At 64.8% G+C, this 14,566-nt stretch carries 15 protein-coding genes; 7 read left to right on the top strand and 8 right to left on the bottom strand.

Features of this window, described 5'->3' with window-relative positions; all coding sequences use genetic code 11:
• Positions 1-46: 46 nt before the first annotated feature.
• From AC1RR3_RS10360 to thiD, 3 genes are all read right to left on the bottom strand, one after another.
• A complete protein-coding gene (locus AC1RR3_RS10360; RefSeq protein WP_492822041.1) occupies positions 47-1,120 on the bottom strand; it encodes a glycosyltransferase family 4 protein in 1,074 nt (357 codons plus the stop codon).
• A complete protein-coding gene (locus tag AC1RR3_RS10355) occupies positions 1,120-1,932 on the bottom strand; it encodes a UDP-2,3-diacylglucosamine diphosphatase (protein ID WP_492822039.1) in 813 nt (270 codons plus the stop codon). Before AC1RR3_RS10355 ends, AC1RR3_RS10360 begins: the two co-directional genes overlap by 1 nt.
• Positions 1,933-2,140: 208 nt before the next feature.
• Complete coding sequence (gene thiD / locus AC1RR3_RS10350) at positions 2,141-2,941, bottom strand: bifunctional hydroxymethylpyrimidine kinase/phosphomethylpyrimidine kinase (RefSeq protein WP_492822037.1); 801 nt, start codon at positions 2,939-2,941, stop codon at positions 2,141-2,143.
• 309 nt (positions 2,942-3,250) lie between these two features.
• On the opposite strand from thiD, the gene AC1RR3_RS10345 reads away from it, so the two are divergent.
• The 5 genes from AC1RR3_RS10345 to AC1RR3_RS10325 all read left to right on the top strand — a co-directional run bounded on the left by AC1RR3_RS10345 (position 3,251) and on the right by AC1RR3_RS10325 (position 7,749).
• On the top strand, positions 3,251-5,233 hold the full coding sequence (locus AC1RR3_RS10345; protein WP_492822035.1) for a PAS domain S-box protein: 1,983 nt from the start codon (positions 3,251-3,253) through the stop codon (positions 5,231-5,233).
• A gap of 88 nt (positions 5,234-5,321) precedes the next feature.
• A complete protein-coding gene (locus tag AC1RR3_RS10340) occupies positions 5,322-5,567 on the top strand; it encodes an Lrp/AsnC ligand binding domain-containing protein (protein ID WP_008143700.1) in 246 nt (81 codons plus the stop codon).
• A 93-nt stretch (positions 5,568-5,660) separates the two neighbouring features.
• Positions 5,661-6,086: a PqqD family protein gene (locus AC1RR3_RS10335; RefSeq protein ID WP_492822032.1), complete on the top strand. Its 426-nt coding sequence runs from the start codon at positions 5,661-5,663 to the stop codon at positions 6,084-6,086.
• Positions 6,073-7,062 carry a hypothetical protein gene (locus tag AC1RR3_RS10330; RefSeq protein ID WP_492822030.1) on the top strand — a complete coding sequence of 330 codons (990 nt, stop codon included), beginning with the start codon at positions 6,073-6,075 and terminating at the stop codon, positions 7,060-7,062. Before AC1RR3_RS10335 ends, AC1RR3_RS10330 begins: the two co-directional genes overlap by 14 nt.
• 6 nt (positions 7,063-7,068) lie before the next feature.
• Positions 7,069-7,749, top strand: coding sequence for a glycosyltransferase family 2 protein (locus tag AC1RR3_RS10325; protein ID WP_492822028.1), 681 nt, complete (start codon positions 7,069-7,071; stop codon positions 7,747-7,749).
• Here the strand turns inward: AC1RR3_RS10325 and AC1RR3_RS10320 are convergent.
• Both AC1RR3_RS10320 and AC1RR3_RS10315 read right to left on the bottom strand, forming a co-directional pair.
• Positions 7,724-9,319 carry a nucleotidyltransferase family protein gene (locus AC1RR3_RS10320; protein ID WP_492822026.1) on the bottom strand — a complete coding sequence of 532 codons (1,596 nt, stop codon included), beginning with the start codon at positions 9,317-9,319 and terminating at the stop codon, positions 7,724-7,726. The genes AC1RR3_RS10325 and AC1RR3_RS10320 overlap by 26 nt on opposite strands.
• A 179-nt stretch (positions 9,320-9,498) precedes the next feature.
• Positions 9,499-10,428 carry a c-type cytochrome gene (locus AC1RR3_RS10315; protein WP_492822024.1) on the bottom strand — a complete coding sequence of 310 codons (930 nt, stop codon included), beginning with the start codon at positions 10,426-10,428 and terminating at the stop codon, positions 9,499-9,501.
• Between the two features lie 154 nt (positions 10,429-10,582).
• On the opposite strand from AC1RR3_RS10315, the gene AC1RR3_RS10310 reads away from it, so the two are divergent.
• A complete protein-coding gene (locus tag AC1RR3_RS10310) occupies positions 10,583-10,999 on the top strand; it encodes a CHRD domain-containing protein (protein ID WP_492822022.1) in 417 nt (138 codons plus the stop codon).
• A gap of 83 nt (positions 11,000-11,082) precedes the next feature.
• On the opposite strand, the gene AC1RR3_RS10305 is transcribed toward AC1RR3_RS10310, so the two are convergent.
• Positions 11,083-11,706, bottom strand: a complete 624-nt coding sequence (locus AC1RR3_RS10305) for a class I SAM-dependent methyltransferase (protein ID WP_492822020.1) — start codon at positions 11,704-11,706, stop codon at positions 11,083-11,085.
• 89 nt (positions 11,707-11,795) lie between these two features.
• Between AC1RR3_RS10305 and AC1RR3_RS10300 the strand changes: the two genes are divergently transcribed.
• On the top strand, positions 11,796-12,185 hold the full coding sequence (locus AC1RR3_RS10300; RefSeq protein ID WP_492822018.1) for a VF_A0006 family four-cysteine protein: 390 nt from the start codon (positions 11,796-11,798) through the stop codon (positions 12,183-12,185).
• A 7-nt stretch (positions 12,186-12,192) separates the two neighbouring features.
• Here AC1RR3_RS10300 and AC1RR3_RS10295 read toward each other — a convergent pair whose 3' ends face one another.
• Positions 12,193-13,476 carry a cystathionine gamma-synthase family protein gene (locus AC1RR3_RS10295; protein ID WP_492822016.1) on the bottom strand — a complete coding sequence of 428 codons (1,284 nt, stop codon included), beginning with the start codon at positions 13,474-13,476 and terminating at the stop codon, positions 12,193-12,195.
• A gap of 189 nt (positions 13,477-13,665) precedes the next feature.
• The gene (locus tag AC1RR3_RS10290; protein WP_492822014.1) at positions 13,666-14,475 is read right to left on the bottom strand and encodes a substrate-binding domain-containing protein; all 810 of its coding nucleotides are present in this window, start codon (positions 14,473-14,475) and stop codon (positions 13,666-13,668) included.
• Between the last annotated feature and the right edge of the window lie 91 nt (positions 14,476-14,566).

Raw genomic sequence — 14,566 nt, 5'->3', positions numbered from 1 at the left:
GAAGTGGATACCGGTTCGCGTGAAGAAAACGCGTCAAAACAGGAATCTAGGCGACGAAGCGTGGCTGTTCCGCGCCGTTCCCGCCGGGCAGCACCGCGCCGGCCGCCTTTATGCTGTCCACAAACGCCCGGGCGGAGGCCTCCCAGGTGTAGTTGGCGGCGAATTCGACGCAGTCCTGCCGGGAAACGCCGAGCGCCGTGAAGCAGGCATTGCGCAGGTCGTGGTCCAGCGCCCCGACCGGCGCATCGCCGATGACGTCGCGGGGGCCCTTCACCGGGAAGGCCGCGACCGGCAGGCCGCTTGCGAGCGCTTCGAGCAGGACCAGGCCGAACGTATCGGTCTTGCTGGGAAACACGAAGACGTCGGCGGCGGCATAGATGTCCGCCAGCTCCTCACCCTGCTTTTGCCCAAGGAAGATCGCATCCGGATAGGCTTCTTCCAGCGAGGCGCGCGCCGGGCCGTCGCCCACGATGACCTTGGTGCCGGGCAGATCGAGGGCGAGGAAGGCCTCGAGATTCTTCTCCACCGCGACACGGCCGACCGAAAGGAACACCGGTGCCGGGAAGCAGAGATCGATGGCGCGGGGGTGGAACAGGCGTGTGTCGACACCGCGCGGCCACAGCACGACATTGGCAAAGCCACGCTCGCCGAGCTCGCGGGCCAGCGCCGGCGTCGCCGCCATCACCGCCCGGCTCGGGCTGTGGAATCGTCGCAGCGCCCGCCAGATCAGGGATTCCGGAACCGGCACCCGGGCGCGGACGTATTCGGGAAAACGCGTGTGGAAGCTGGTCGTGAACGGCAGCTTGCGCTGGCGGCAATAGCGGCGGACCATCAGGCCGATCGGCCCTTCCGTCGCAATGTGGATGCTGTCGGGGCGCGCTTCCGCGATCAGCTTCGCAATCCGCGCAGGGCGCGGCATCGCGAGCCGCACGTCGCGATAGCTTGGCATCGCAAACGTGCGGAACGATTGCGGCGTCAGGAACGTGAACTCGACGCCAAGACCTTCGATGCCAAGACCTTCGATGCGAAGCGCCTCCGATGCATCAGCAAGCTTGGTCAGCGTCCGAACCACACCGTTGACTTGCGGGTGCCAGGCGTCGGTCGCGACCAGGATGCGCATCAGGCAGCCCTTGCCGCGACCTGTGGGACGGCTGCAGGCTTTTGCGCCTGATCCGCCCAGGTGATGATCTCGAAATGGCCGTCGTCGTGCTCGACCAGCGCGGTGCAGCTCTCCACCCAGTCGCCGCAATTCATGTAGCGGATGCCGCCCTCGTCGCGGATCACGGCATAGTGGATGTGGCCGCAGATCACGCCGTCGGCGTCGTGACGGCGCGCTTCGGCGGCGAGCGCCTGCTCGAACGCGCCGATATAGTTGACGGCGTTCTTGACCTTCTGCTTGGCCCATTGCGACAGCGACCAATAGGGCACCTTGAACATGCGCCGGAAGAAGTTGACGAAGCGATTCATCTGGATCGCGAAGTCGTAGGCCTTGTCGCCGAGATGGGCGAGCCAGCGCGCGTTCTGCACCACGAGATCGAAGATATCGCCGTGGATGACGAGAAAGCGCTTGCCGTCCACGCCGGTGTGGACGGTGTTCTCGACCACGTCGATGCCGCCGAAATGCGTGCCGTAATAGTTACGCAGGAACTCGTCGTGATTGCCGGGGATGTAAATGACCTTGGCGCCCTTGCGCGCCTTGCGCAGCAGCTTCTGGACCAAGTCGTTATGCGATTGCGGCCAGTGCCAGCTCGATTTCAGCGCCCAGCCATCGACGATATCGCCGACGAGATAGATCGTGTCGGCATCGTGGTAGCGCAGGAAATCCAGCAGAAGGTCGGCTTGCGAGCCGCGGGCTCCGAGATGAACGTCGGAGATGAACAAGGTGCGAAAGCGCCTTTCAGGGCTCTCGTCACTCACATCGTAACTTCCCATGCGACAGCCTGTAACAATGTCCCGTGACAGGGGGATGACCATTGAACCTTTGAGGCACCCTCAGATACGAATCAAACCTCGCCTCGCCCTCCCCGCGAATATCAGTCGCATGCGACAATCAGGCGACATGACGCGGCAATGATTGTCCGCAAAAGCCCGGCCCGCCGCCCTATTGGTTACGGCGGCGGCCGTCGCGCGGCGCCTCTCGTCAGTAAAATCTGTGGAAATGATGGACCGGCCCGTGGCCATGACCGACGCTGAAGCGGTCGGCCGCCGCGATCGCCGCGCTGATCCAGGCCTTGGCGCTCCGCACCGCCTGCTCCAGATCCTCGCCTTTGGCCAGCCCCGCAGCAACGGCGGAGGACAGCGAGCAGCCGGTGCCATGGGTGTTCCTGGTGGCGACGCGAGGTGCGGGAAGCGCGATCGTTTTTTCAGCACTGACGAGATAGTCGATGCTCTCGGCGCCCTCGCCGTGCCCGCCCTTGATCAGCACCGCGCGGCAGCCGAGCGCCATCAGGCGGCGCCCCTGGCTCTCGATCTCGGCCTCGCTCACCGCAATGGGCTCGTCGAGCAGAGCCGCAGCTTCCGGCAGGTTCGGCGTGATCACCGAGGCCAGCGGCATCAGTTTTGTGCGTAGCGCGTCCACGGCCTCGGCAGCCAGCAGCCGGTCGCCGGAGGTTGCGACCATGACAGGATCGAGCACGATGTGTTGCGGCTTCCAGCGCGACAGCGCGGCCGCGATCGCATCGATGCTGGCGGCCTGCGCCACCATGCCGATCTTCACCGCGCCGACATCGAGATCGGAGAACACCGCATCGATCTGCGCGGTGACGAAATCAGCCGGCACGGCGTGAATGCCGGTGACGCCGCGCGTGTTCTGGGCGGTCAGGGCCGTGATCGCGGAGGCGCCATAGACGCCGAGCGCCGCAAAGGTCTTGAGATCCGCCTGGATGCCGGCGCCGCCGCTGGAATCCGAGCCGGCGATGGTGAGCGCCACGGGCGTCGTCATCGCCGGAGACATGCGTTTGAGAGGGACATCGCCATGCCCTGTCCTAGCGCGCCCCGGATATGCCAGCAAGTCAGGCCGGCCGCGCGCGCCGCAAATCGCCGGCGGCGCCGGCCGGCCCCCGCGAATCAGCTGGGCGCGATCCCGCGCGGCCTTGTCGACCCACAATCGTGCAAAGGCGCGAAAATAAACCCTTGATGCCTCCTTGGCCCTTGGCGTTCACATCGACGAGTGAGACGTTGGCGATGGAACCGTCCAGCGACGTCAATGTTGCGGGCCGCCCCCGGCCCGCAAGCCTATCGGGGTGGAATCATGTGGGCTTACTTCGAACGTCTCCTCGACTCCTCGATGTTCTCGCCACACGGGATATGCCTGCTCTGGGAGCCCGAGCTGATCTGGCTGCACGTCGTCTCGGACGCCTGCATTGCCCTGGCGTATTTCTCGATCCCGTTTGCGCTCGCGATCCTCGTCACCAAGCGGCGCGACCTCAAATTCGGGTGGGTCTTCTGGGCCTTCGCCGTCTTCATCATGGCCTGCGGCCTGACGCATGTGCTGTCGATCTACACGCTCTGGGTACCCGTCTATGGCATCGAGGGCATCGTGAAGGCGATGACGGCCGTGGCCTCGGTCTTCACTGCCGGTGCGCTCTGGCCGCTGTTGCCGAAGATCCTGACCATCCCCTCGCCGTTCGAGCTCCGGCAGGTCCAGGCCGCGCTCGAGGAGGAGGAGACCAAGAACCGGGATGCGGCGCAGTTGCTCGTGCAGGTCAATGAGGCCCAGCGTGCGCTGCGCGAGAGCATGACGCGCCTCACCGCCGTGGTCGAGACCGCGGTGGACGGCGTCATCCTGTTCGACGCGCAAGCCCGCATTCTCCTGTTCAATCCTGCCTGCGAGCGGTTGTTCGGCTATCGCGCCGACGAGGTCCTGAATCTCGACATCGCCATGCTGATGTCCAATGAGGAGAGGCCCTCGTCCACCGGGCATGCGCGGCGTTTCGCAACCGGGGAAACCACCGGTCTGCGCAAGGACGGATCGAGCTTTCCGATGGACCTGTCGGTGGGCCAGGCGTGGCAGGACGGCGAGCTGATCTACGTCGGCATCGTCCACGACCTGACCACGCGCAAGTTGACCGAGCAGCAGCTTCATCAGGCGCAGAAGATGGAGACGGTCGGCCAGCTCTCCGGCGGCATTGCCCACGACTTCAACAATCTGCTCACCGTCATCATCGGCAACGCGGAATTCCTCAGCGAGCAGCTCAAGGCGCGGCCCGACCTCAGGCGCTTCGCCGACGACATCTGCCAGTCCGGCGAGCGCGGCGCGGAGCTGACGCAGCGGCTGCTGGCGTTCAGCCGGCGCCAATTGCTGCAACCGAGGGCGATCGAGTGCCGCGAGCTCCTGACCTCCATGCACAAGCTGCTCAAGCGCACCTTGCGCGAGGACATCGAGATCAAGACGGCGTTCGGACCGGGCTCCATCCGGGCCTTCGCCGACCGCGCCCAGCTCGAATCCGCCGTGCTCAATCTCGCGCTCAACGCGCAGGACGCCATGCCGTCCGGAGGACATTTGACGCTGAGCACGGAGTTTGCGGCCATCGACGAGGACTATCGTGCCTTGCATCCGGAAGTGGCGGCCGGCAGCTACGCCTTGATCTCCGTCACCGATGACGGCGAAGGCATGACGCCAGACGTCATCGAGCACGCCTTCGAGCCGTTCTTCACCACCAAGGAGGTCGGCAAGGGCTCGGGCCTCGGCCTCAGCATGGTCTATGGCTTCGCAAAGCAATCCGACGGCCACGTCGCGATCTACAGTGAGCAGGGCCTCGGGACCACGGTCCGGATCTACCTGCCGCGCGCCGGCAGCGGACAATCCCTGACCGAGCCGCCGGAGAACGAGGAGGCCGCCGCGCCCAGAGGATACGAGACGATCCTGATCGCGGAGGACGATCCGTTTGTCCGCTCCTCGGCCATTCGCAGGGTGGAAGCGCTCGGATACCGCGTCGTCGCCGCCGTCAACGGCAAGGAGGCGTTGCAGCGGCTGCGCACCGATTCCGGCATCGACTTGCTGTTCACCGATATCATCATGCCCGGCGGCATGAGCGGCTGGGAGCTCGCAGACCAGGCCCGGCGGATCCGTCCTGGCCTGCCGGTCCTGTTCACCTCCGGCTACGCGCTGGAGACCCTGGTCGAGCAGGGCCGGGCGCATGCGCAGGCGATCGTGCTGACCAAGCCCTACCGCAAGGTCGAGCTCGCACAACGGCTCAGGGATGCATTCACTGCGGCGGCGGTGACCTCCTGAGCGCCGGACTGGCGGCCGGCAAGCCCGCTTGCTAAATCAGGGTGGGTTTGGCCTATTGTTCGCCAGATACGCTTTCGGAGTGACTGCAATGGTTCCCTTTTTCGTCCAGATCAAATGCAAGCTCGGCCAGTCCTATACGGTCGCGAACGCGCTTGCCGAAGCCGAGATCGCCTCCGAGATCTACTCCACGGCCGGCCATTACGACCTGCTGGTGAAATTCTACGTCGACAACGACACCGATATCGGCCACTTCATCAACGAGAAGGTGCAGGTGCTGCCGGGCATCCAGGACACGCTCACCATCATCACCTTCAAGGCGTTCGGCACGGGTTAGCTGCCCGCAATTGGCGCAAGCAGAGCGGTTCTCGCAGCCGCGTGCCCATGCTAGCGTGCGTTGTCTGGAATTGATGCGAGTACTGAGCAAGTCATGGCCCTCACGACGTCGGTACCGCTGCTGATCAGCCAGCAATTTGATAGTGAAGTGGTGCTCGCCAACTATCAGAATGGCGTCTACTACAACCTCGATGGCAGCGCCGCGCAAGTCTGGCTCGGCCTCAAGGCCAACCGAACGGTTGAGGAGATCGGCAGCGCCCTGGCCGCCACGACTGGTGGCGACGTGCCGTCCATCACACAACAGGTGCAAGCCTTCGTCGACAGCATGCTGTCCGAAGGCCTCATTGCCGAAGGCGTCACTGACACGCGTGTTGAGATATGGACGCCGGTGCTGTCGGGCGCATTCGTCGCCCCGGAATTCCAGCGCTTCGACAATCTGCGGGAGCTGCTGCTGATGGATCCCGTGCATGACGCCGGCGAGGAAGGCTGGCCGCTGCGCGAGACCAATGAAAGCAAGTGATCTCATCCGGCAGGAGATCGCCTCGGTCTTCGCCAAGGCAACCGTTCCGATCGACGCGCAGGCGCGCTGCGGCCCGTTCGGCTTACGTCTCGGATTTGCCTCGCAGGATTTGGCCGGCATGTTCCTGCCGGCCTACATCCAGAGCACGCTCCAGGCGATCGATCTCGACCTGCGCTTCATCACCGCCGATCACCACGACCTTTCCGCGCTGGTGCCGGAGGCCGCCGAGAAGCCGCGGCTGCTGATCGAGGACGGCATCTATTCGGTGTGGCAGCCGGCCGTCATTCCCGTGCTGTACGCGATCGACCTCACAGCCAAGCGCGGCATTGCCTGGCTGCCGAAGGGTGAAGCGCCACCCTGGATTCGCAGCCGCCCGGCGATCTCGCTGATCCATGCCATGATGCACGACACGCCCTGGTGCGCCGTCCATGCCGCGGCCGTCGGCGGCACATTTGGCTTCACTCTGCTTGCGGGCGAAGGCCACAGCGGCAAGACCACGGCGGCACTGGCCTGCGCGAAAGCCGGCTGGCGCTATGCCGGCGACGACTTCGTCGCGGTCAACAGCGAGACCGGCCGGATCGAGCCGCTGTTCTGCTCGGCACGGCTGCGCCCTGCCCTGGTCGACACGTTTCAAGACTTCATCGGCGACACCACGCCGGTCTCGGATTTCAACGGCGAACCACGCCATGAGCTCAGCCTGGCCGATCTCGGCGAGCGCATCGGCGGCGGCATGCTGCGCGCGCTCTTCATCCCGCGCCGGCGCGGCGCTGTCACGCTCGAATTCACGCCGGCAAAACAGTCGGACGCGTTTCGCGCGCTGCTGCCGACCACGGCCTACGAGCTGCCGGGATGGCCGAACGAGATCGCCGCCAAGGTGGCAAGGATCGCAGGCCTCGCGCCGGTGTTCTTCGCCGACACCGGCACCGTGCCGATGGAGATTCCCGCAGCCTTCGCCCGCCAGCTGGAACGGCTCTGAGGCCGCATGCGCATCTCCGTGATCATCGCCGCCTACAATTCCGAGGCCTATATCGCCGAGACGATCGAGAGCGTACTTGGCCAGACGGCCCCGCCCGACGAGGTCATCGTCATCGACGACGGATCCACCGACGGCACGCGCGGCATCCTCGACAGCTTCGGCGACCGCATCGTCGCGCTCATCCAGGCGAACAGCGGTCAGGCCGTCGCCGTCAACAAGGGTCTGGCGATGGCGCGGGGCGAGCTGATCGGTTTCTGCGATGCCGACGACCTCTGGACTCCGGGCAAGCTGGAGATGCAGTTGGCACTGCTCGAACGTGATGGCGGCGTCGAAGCCGCGTTCGGCAAGGTGCAGCAATTCGTCAGCCCCGACGTGCCGGACGAGCACCGCGCGCGCCTTGCACCTGATGTCGAGACCATGCCGGGCGAGCTGAAGCAATGCATGCTGATCCGCCGCGCCGCCTTGATGCGGATCGGCCCGTTCGACGAGACGCTGCCTGCGACCTTCTTCATCGCATGGCTCGGCCGCGCCAAGCAAAACGGGCTAAAAACCGCGCATGTCAACGACATCGTGGTCCGGCGCCGCCTGCATCTCGGCAATGGCGGCCGCACCAATACCGACGCTCAGAATCTCCAGACGCTGATGGCGCTGCGCAAGGCCATCAAGGCGCAGCGCGATCCGGAGTAAACACCGGCACGCCGTTGACCGACACCGACTTCACGAACAATCCGAGCAATCGGGGGTCGATCGAATGGCCGATGTCCATCGGACGCGCGGTATCGAGCATGCGCAATGCAACGACGACTTTCCGCTGCGCTGTCCCGACGATTGCAGCGTTCAGCGCGATCTTGAACGGCATCGGATCGTTGCGCCCCGCGATCATCTGCGACACCTCGCCCGCGCCGGCATAGGCCGCAAAGCGAAAGCTCTCCGTTCCCGGCGGCAGGAACGGGACCACCGCGAGCTCGACCGCGGCTGATGCCTGCGACTGTCCGTCGATCGCCACTTCGATGACCGCGAATTGCTGCTCCGTCCACCGCCCTTCGTCCTCCGGAATGGAGAAACCCTGTCCGAACCAGACGTCCTGTCCTTGCAGCAGATGCGTCGCGTTCGCCGCCTGCTGCCAGACCCGCTTCAGGATCGCGTCGCGAAAAAGAGGAAAATGCACGACGCTGGCATCGAATGCCGCCATGGCGGCGCCCGGCAGCCGCAGCCAATCCGACCATCGGAACGGCGATTTGAACTGCGCCCGGAGCGAGGCAAAGAAATCGGCAAGGAAGTGCTGCCATTGCGAGCGCTCGGCCCGCGGCACCGACCGAACCGACAGCTCGATGGATTTTCCCGGCGGCCCATGGCGCCACAGCTGCGCGACCAGACCATCAGGCACCAGTGCCGGCATCTCGCGCGCGACGACGTCGAGCAATTGCGCCGCGAACAGGCTGCCGTTGTAGCGGGTCACGAGCGCACGGAAGCGCTCCCAATCGACCTTGTCGCCGTAGTTCTCCAGCACGTGGACGGCCTCGAGCGCCCGGAACACCATCTCCTTCTGGTCGGCAGGCTCCGGCCGCATGGCCGCGATCGCCAGTTGCTCGGCAAGGCCCGGGATCAGAACGTCGTGGGTCAGCAGCTTCGCCCGCTCGGCAGTCCTGAACAGCTCCTCGGTGAAGTCAGCGTCGTCAAGCCAGAAGATCGCGCGCCAGTGCAGGTCGATGGCACGACCGAAGCCGGCCCGCGACATCGCGACTGCATGGATGTCGCGGTCGAAATCGGACTCCGAGAACAGCTCGACCTTCATGCCGTGGCTGCGGAACGCGGCCTGCCGCAGCACGTCGATGGCGCGGGGCGCCTCAACGCGACGAACCAGGAGATCGTAATCCCCCGTCATGCGCTTGGCCATGTAGCTCTCGTCGCGCGCAAACAGCGCGCCGCCCTTGATCAGCAGCGCCGCGATGCCGGCGCTTTCAAGCGCCCTGTTGGCTTCGACGAGATCACGGACCCGCGTCGCGTTCGACAGCCAGACATGCTTGACGACACCGCGCATCCGCTTGGTGTCGGCATCCACGATGCCGGCCCTGTCGAGCGTGGCCAGGAGGAGCGGCATGGTCCGGTAGACGATTTCGTCGGCGGCTTCCAGCGGCTCGGAGGCGCGCCAATCCTGATAGGCGTCGATGGCGGTCTGGCCCTGCCCGAGAGCGGCCCTGAACAGCGTCAGAAAACGTCCATGGAGCACAGTCGGAAGCTTGGCTGTGCCCGTCATCTCAACCAAACGGTTGAGCCGCAAGGCCTGCTGCATCTGGCCCGGCACAATCACGCGTCGAAACGATCGGCATTGCTCGCGCAAGGACCAGACACACCATCGTGACGCAAATTCCAATTCCCAACCGGCAGCAAAGGATGCGGGTACGCCCCCTGCGTGTCAATTGGAAAGGGCCTGCGTCAGGCGCCGCCCTCCTTGCGTTTCGGTCGCGGCGGACCATCCACAGCTGACAGCGACTTCAGATAGTCCGCCATCGCCGCGAGATCCTCGTCCGACAAATGCGAGGTGTTCTTGATCACGCGCGTCATCGCCCCGCCGACGCTGTCGCCATCGGGCAATTCGCCCGTCTTGAGGAAATAGGAAAAATCCTTCGCGCTCCACTCGCCGAGGCGCTTCTGGGTGATGTTCGGCACCCAGCCCTCGCCTTCCGGATTGGGGCCGCCGGCAAAGCGCTCGCCCGCGATGATGCCGCCCAGCGCATTGCGCGGGCTGTGGCATTCGGCGCAATGGCCAAAACTGTTGACGAGATACGCGCCGCGATTGAATTGCGGCGACTTGGCTCCGTCGGCGACGAACGGCTTGCCGTCCAGAAACAAGAATTTCCAGATGCCGACGTTGCGGCGGATGTTGAAGGGAAAGCCGACGTCGTGGTCGCGCACTTTGCCTGCAACGGCCGGCAGCGTTTTCAGATAGGCGAAGAGATCGAGCACGTCCTCGCGCTTTGCGTGCTGGTAGGACGTATAGGGAAACGCCGGAAAATAATGCTGTCCATCCGGCGAGACCCCGTGCATGACCGCGTTGACGAAATCCGCCTCGCTCCATTTGCCGATGCCGTCGGTCGGGTCGGAGGAGATGTTGGGCGCGTAGAACGTTCCGAACGGCGACTTGATCGCAACGCCGCCGCCAAGCCTAGTGCGATCAGGCTGGTCGGGTACGGCATGGCAGGACGCGCAGCCGCCGGCGTTGAAGATCACCTCGCCATTGGCAAGATCAGGGACATGGGCCGGCGTCGTGCTCACGGCGGCCACCACCGGTGCGCTGAGCCACCAATAGACGCCGGCAGCGACAATCGCTGCGAGCAGCGCCACGAAAATTGTTCGTTGCAACATTCAGTCCATCCACGCGTTGGGTCGAGCCTATGACCGTTATCCGCGCGGCTCCAGCCACGAAGAATTTAGCCCGGCCCCCGCGGACACGGGAATAAACTGAAACCGCGGCTGTTGGAAGTTTGGCAGCCCAACGAAGTCACCAGGGAGAATGTTTATGAACAAGACCGTCATCGCCATATGCGCGCTCTGCGCAATTGCCTTTGCAGCCCCCGCCAGCGCCGAAAAGCTGAAAGCAACGCTCGACGGCAAGTCCGAGGTGCCGGCCACGACCAGCAGCGGCACCGGAACGGCCGATCTGGACTATGACGCCGCCAGCAAGAAATTGTCCTGGAAGCTCACCTATTCCGGCCTGTCCGGCCCCGCCACCGCCGCCCACTTCCACGGACCGGCCGAGGTCGGCAAGAACGCCGGCGTCGCGGTCCCGATCCCCGGCGCCGCCAACAGCCCGGCCGAGGGCTCGGCGACGCTGACCGACGCGCAGGCCGCCGATCTCCTCGCCGGCAAGCTCTACGTCAACATCCACACCGCGGCCAATCCGGGCGGCGAGATCCGCGGTCAGGTGACGAAGTAGGAGGCGGCTTCGTCGCGGAAAGGCCGGACGCAACGAGGGAGCGTCCGGCCTTTTCGATTCCGGCCGGACGGACGTCGAACCTCTCAGGCGGGACGCTTGCGCACCGCGACCTGATGGCTTTTGAGGATGACCTCGGCATCACCGTGCCAGGCCAGGAAAGTGTCGACGGCGGGCGCGACGCGTTCCGCGTCGGGGTTGTCAGGCTTCCAGGTGTAGTCGTCCATCAGCATCACGCCGCCGACGCGCAGCAGGCGCCAGGCAGCGAGGCAATCGATCATCACGTCGTCGCGCTGATGGCTGCCGTCGACATAGACGAAATCGAACACCGCGTTCTCTTCGCGCAAGCTGCCGAGCGCCTTGATCGAGGTACCCACGATCTTGCGAAGACGCGGGCCATAGGCGGCAAGGTTGCGGTCGAAGCGCCCGCCATCGTCCTCGGGGAAGAGGTCGACGCAGGTGAGATGCGCGCCCGCGAAGAACTCGAGCCAGAACAGCGCGGATCGCCCCTCCTTGGAGCCGATCTCGAGCACCCGGGTCGTCGTATCGCGCATATCCCTGAACAGCGTGCTCCACACCATCGTGCGGCCGGCGACGTAGTCGCGCCGAAACTCCTTGCCTGCAAAGATGTGCGCATAGGGGTCCTGGGCCCGTGCCAGCTCGACAACCCGCGCACGCAGCTGCGCCTGTCGGGCGGAGGGATCGCTCATGAGCGCCCGGCCCTTGGCTGCGCGACGACGCCAACCATTGTGCCATCGATCTGACGCTTTATGATCGCCTCCAGAGCAAAGGGCGCAACATGACCACTCCCAACGAGAATTATCCCGCCTTCTCCGACATCCTATCGCACCAAGGGGCCCGCCGGAAGCTTGCTCGCACACCATTGCGCATTCTGGCGGGCGTTGTCGTTGCCGCAGCGGCGCTCTCATTCTCCGGACCGGTCGCCGCGCAAAGCGACATGGAAAGGCAGGCGCAATGCGAGCTGTCCGCAATCCGCGATACGCGATCGGCCCTTGCCGTGCAGTACATCCGTTCCGCCTGCAACTGGCTGGCGGTCAACGGTGACTCCGCGCTGAACGCGTCCAGCAAGGGTTATTATGTCTGCCTGGTGCGGCAGCTCTCGGGCGCACAGAGCAACGAGGCTGCCGCGGCGATCATGTCGGCTTGCCGCGCGTCCAATCCGCTGTGAAGCGCGCTCAAGCCGCGTTGAGCGCCTGCCCGAGATCGGCGATCAGATCGGACGGGTTCTCGATGCCGATCGACAGCCGGATGGTGGAATCGAGCACGCCAATCTTCTGGCGGATGTCGGCGGGAACGCCGGAATGGGTCATGGTCGCAGGCAGGCTGGCAAGCGACTCCGTTCCGCCGAGGCTCACCGCCAGCTTGAGGATCTGCAGCGCGTTGAGGAATTTCACGGCCGCCGCCTTGCCACCGACGATGTCGAACGAAAACGTCGATCCTGCCCCGAGGCACTGCCGCGCGAACACACGGCCCGCAGGCGAAGCCTCGTCGTGATGACCGAGATAGTGGACTTTTGCGACCTTGGGATGATCGCGCAGGTAGGCCGCGACAAGGCGCGCATTGGCATCGGCCTTTTCCATGCGCAGGCTGAGTGTCTCGAGCGAACGGTTGATCATCCAGCAGGAATGCGGATCAAGCTGGGTGCCAATGGCACCGCGGAGCTGCTTGATGCCCTTCATGATTGCCTTCGCGCCGAGCGCGGCGCCCGCGATCAGATCCGAATGCCCGCCGACATATTTGGTCAGCGAATACAGCGAAATGTCTGCGCCGTGCTCAATCGGCCGCTGAAACACCGGCCCGAGCAGCGTGTTGTCGCAGGCGATGACCGGCGTATGTCCCTGGGACTTCCCGATCGCGTCGGCGACGCGGCGGATCATCGCGATGTCGACCAGGCCGTTGGTCGGGTTGGCCGGCGTTTCGATCAGGATCATCGAAACCCGGCCTTTGCGCATCGCCTCCTCCGCGGCCTGCTTGACCGCCGTCTCGTCGATGCCGTCGGCGAACCCGACGGCGCCGATCGACAGGCGCGCCAGCGTGTTCGTCAGCAGGGTCTCCGTGCCGCCATAGAGCGGCTGTGAATGCAGGATGACGTCGCCCGGGCGGACGAACGCCAAAATCGTGGTCGAGATCGCGGCCATGCCGGATGAGAACAGCGCGCAGCTCTCGGTGCGCTCGTAGATCGCGAGCCGGTCCTCGACGATCTCGCTGTTGGGATGATTGAAGCGTGAATAAACGAGCCCTGCGCCCATGCCTTCCGGCGGCTCGCGCCGGCCGGCGACGAAATCGAAAAAGTCCTGCCCGTCCTCGGCGGTCCTGAACACGAAGGTCGAGGTCAGGAACACCGGCGGCTTGATGGCGCCTTCCGACAGTTGCGGATCGTAGCCATAGGTCAGCATCAGCGTTTCCGGATGCAGCATATGGTTGCCGATATGGGTCTTCGAGGGGAACGGTTTGACCATGGGCTGTCTCGCTGTTCTTGCTTCGGGGGCGCGCCGCGCGTTGGTGCTTTCGCGATCGTGAGGCAATCAGAATCGGATGCGCCGGTTCCGACGGCTCTCATCGAACGAAGCGAAATCCATTCCTGGTCCCGAACACCGACGAGCGGTCTCGGGGTCGCCAGGATCATATTGGGCGGGCTGGTCCGACCTTCAATGCGCCGCCAACGGCTTCAATCCGGCCTTCGTGATGACGGCCGCGGCCTCTGGGGAGGAGAGGAAGTGCAGCAGGGCGACGGCGGCCTCGGGATGTTGCGTATTCCTGGGCAGCGCGCCGACATACAGGGTCGGCGGCTGCATCTCCGAGGGCACGGTACCGACGAGATCGACGCCCGCGACATGCATCAGTTCGGCGACCTGCTGGAAACCGATCTCCGCCTCGCCGCGGGCGATGACGGCAGCCACGGGCTCACCCGAAGGCGGACCGGGCACCTTGCGCGACTTGGCCGCGATCTCGTCGGCCACGCCGAGCTTCTTGAATCCGATCGTCGACAGGTAGGTGCCGCTCGAACTGTCCGAATAGGCGATGGACTTGGCCGCAAGCAGCGTCTTGCGCAGCGCGTCCATCGTGCTGATGTCCGGCTTGGGCTGGCCTGCGCGCACCACCATGCCGATGAAGGATTCCGCAAGCGGCATTCGGCTGCCGGGCCGCGTCAGCTCGCGCTTGTCGAGGAGATCGACGCCGACGCCGTCCATGATCACGACATCGGCCGCCTCGCCGCGCGCAAGGCGCGTCGGGATCGCTTCGGGCGAATCGCCGATCGAAGGCCCGCGCGTGGTGACGAGCTTGTGTCCCGTCGATTTCTCGAACGCCGGACCAAGCTCATTGTACACGTTGAAGAAGCCGGCCGAAATCATCACCTTGACATCGGCCGCTGTCGCACCTCGCGTCACAACGGCAGTTAGCAGAACGGCAAACAGGCAGGCGACATATCGCGGCACGGTACGGACCTCAAGGAACATTCGGTTGGAGTGTCCTACGAAAGCCAGTCTGCGTCCAGCTTGTCATGGCAGCCGAGCCGCATGCGTACAATGCAACAAAAAAGGCGGCTGC

The sequence above is a fragment of the Bradyrhizobium sp. GW821-FHT13H05 genome (assembly GCF_058804065.1).
This window is presented reverse-complemented; position numbering and strand designations above follow the sequence as displayed.

Coding starts and splice junctions, on each gene's coding strand:
- AC1RR3_RS10360 (WP_492822041.1), bottom strand. CDS start 1,120: ATGCGCATCCTGGTCGCGACCGACGCCTGGCACCCGCAAGTCAACGGT.
- AC1RR3_RS10355 (WP_492822039.1), bottom strand. CDS start 1,932: ATGGGAAGTTACGATGTGAGTGACGAGAGCCCTGAAAGGCGCTTTCGC.
- thiD (WP_492822037.1), bottom strand. CDS start 2,941: ATGACGACGCCCGTGGCGCTCACCATCGCCGGCTCGGATTCCAGCGGC.
- AC1RR3_RS10345 (WP_492822035.1), top strand. CDS start 3,251: ATGTGGGCTTACTTCGAACGTCTCCTCGACTCCTCGATGTTCTCGCCA.
- AC1RR3_RS10340 (WP_008143700.1), top strand. CDS start 5,322: ATGGTTCCCTTTTTCGTCCAGATCAAATGCAAGCTCGGCCAGTCCTAT.
- AC1RR3_RS10335 (WP_492822032.1), top strand. CDS start 5,661: ATGGCCCTCACGACGTCGGTACCGCTGCTGATCAGCCAGCAATTTGAT.
- AC1RR3_RS10330 (WP_492822030.1), top strand. CDS start 6,073: ATGAAAGCAAGTGATCTCATCCGGCAGGAGATCGCCTCGGTCTTCGCC.
- AC1RR3_RS10325 (WP_492822028.1), top strand. CDS start 7,069: ATGCGCATCTCCGTGATCATCGCCGCCTACAATTCCGAGGCCTATATC.
- AC1RR3_RS10320 (WP_492822026.1), bottom strand. CDS start 9,319: ATGACGGGCACAGCCAAGCTTCCGACTGTGCTCCATGGACGTTTTCTG.
- AC1RR3_RS10315 (WP_492822024.1), bottom strand. CDS start 10,428: ATGTTGCAACGAACAATTTTCGTGGCGCTGCTCGCAGCGATTGTCGCT.
- AC1RR3_RS10310 (WP_492822022.1), top strand. CDS start 10,583: ATGAACAAGACCGTCATCGCCATATGCGCGCTCTGCGCAATTGCCTTT.
- AC1RR3_RS10305 (WP_492822020.1), bottom strand. CDS start 11,706: ATGAGCGATCCCTCCGCCCGACAGGCGCAGCTGCGTGCGCGGGTTGTC.
- AC1RR3_RS10300 (WP_492822018.1), top strand. CDS start 11,796: ATGACCACTCCCAACGAGAATTATCCCGCCTTCTCCGACATCCTATCG.
- AC1RR3_RS10295 (WP_492822016.1), bottom strand. CDS start 13,476: ATGGTCAAACCGTTCCCCTCGAAGACCCATATCGGCAACCATATGCTG.
- AC1RR3_RS10290 (WP_492822014.1), bottom strand. CDS start 14,475: ATGTTCCTTGAGGTCCGTACCGTGCCGCGATATGTCGCCTGCCTGTTT.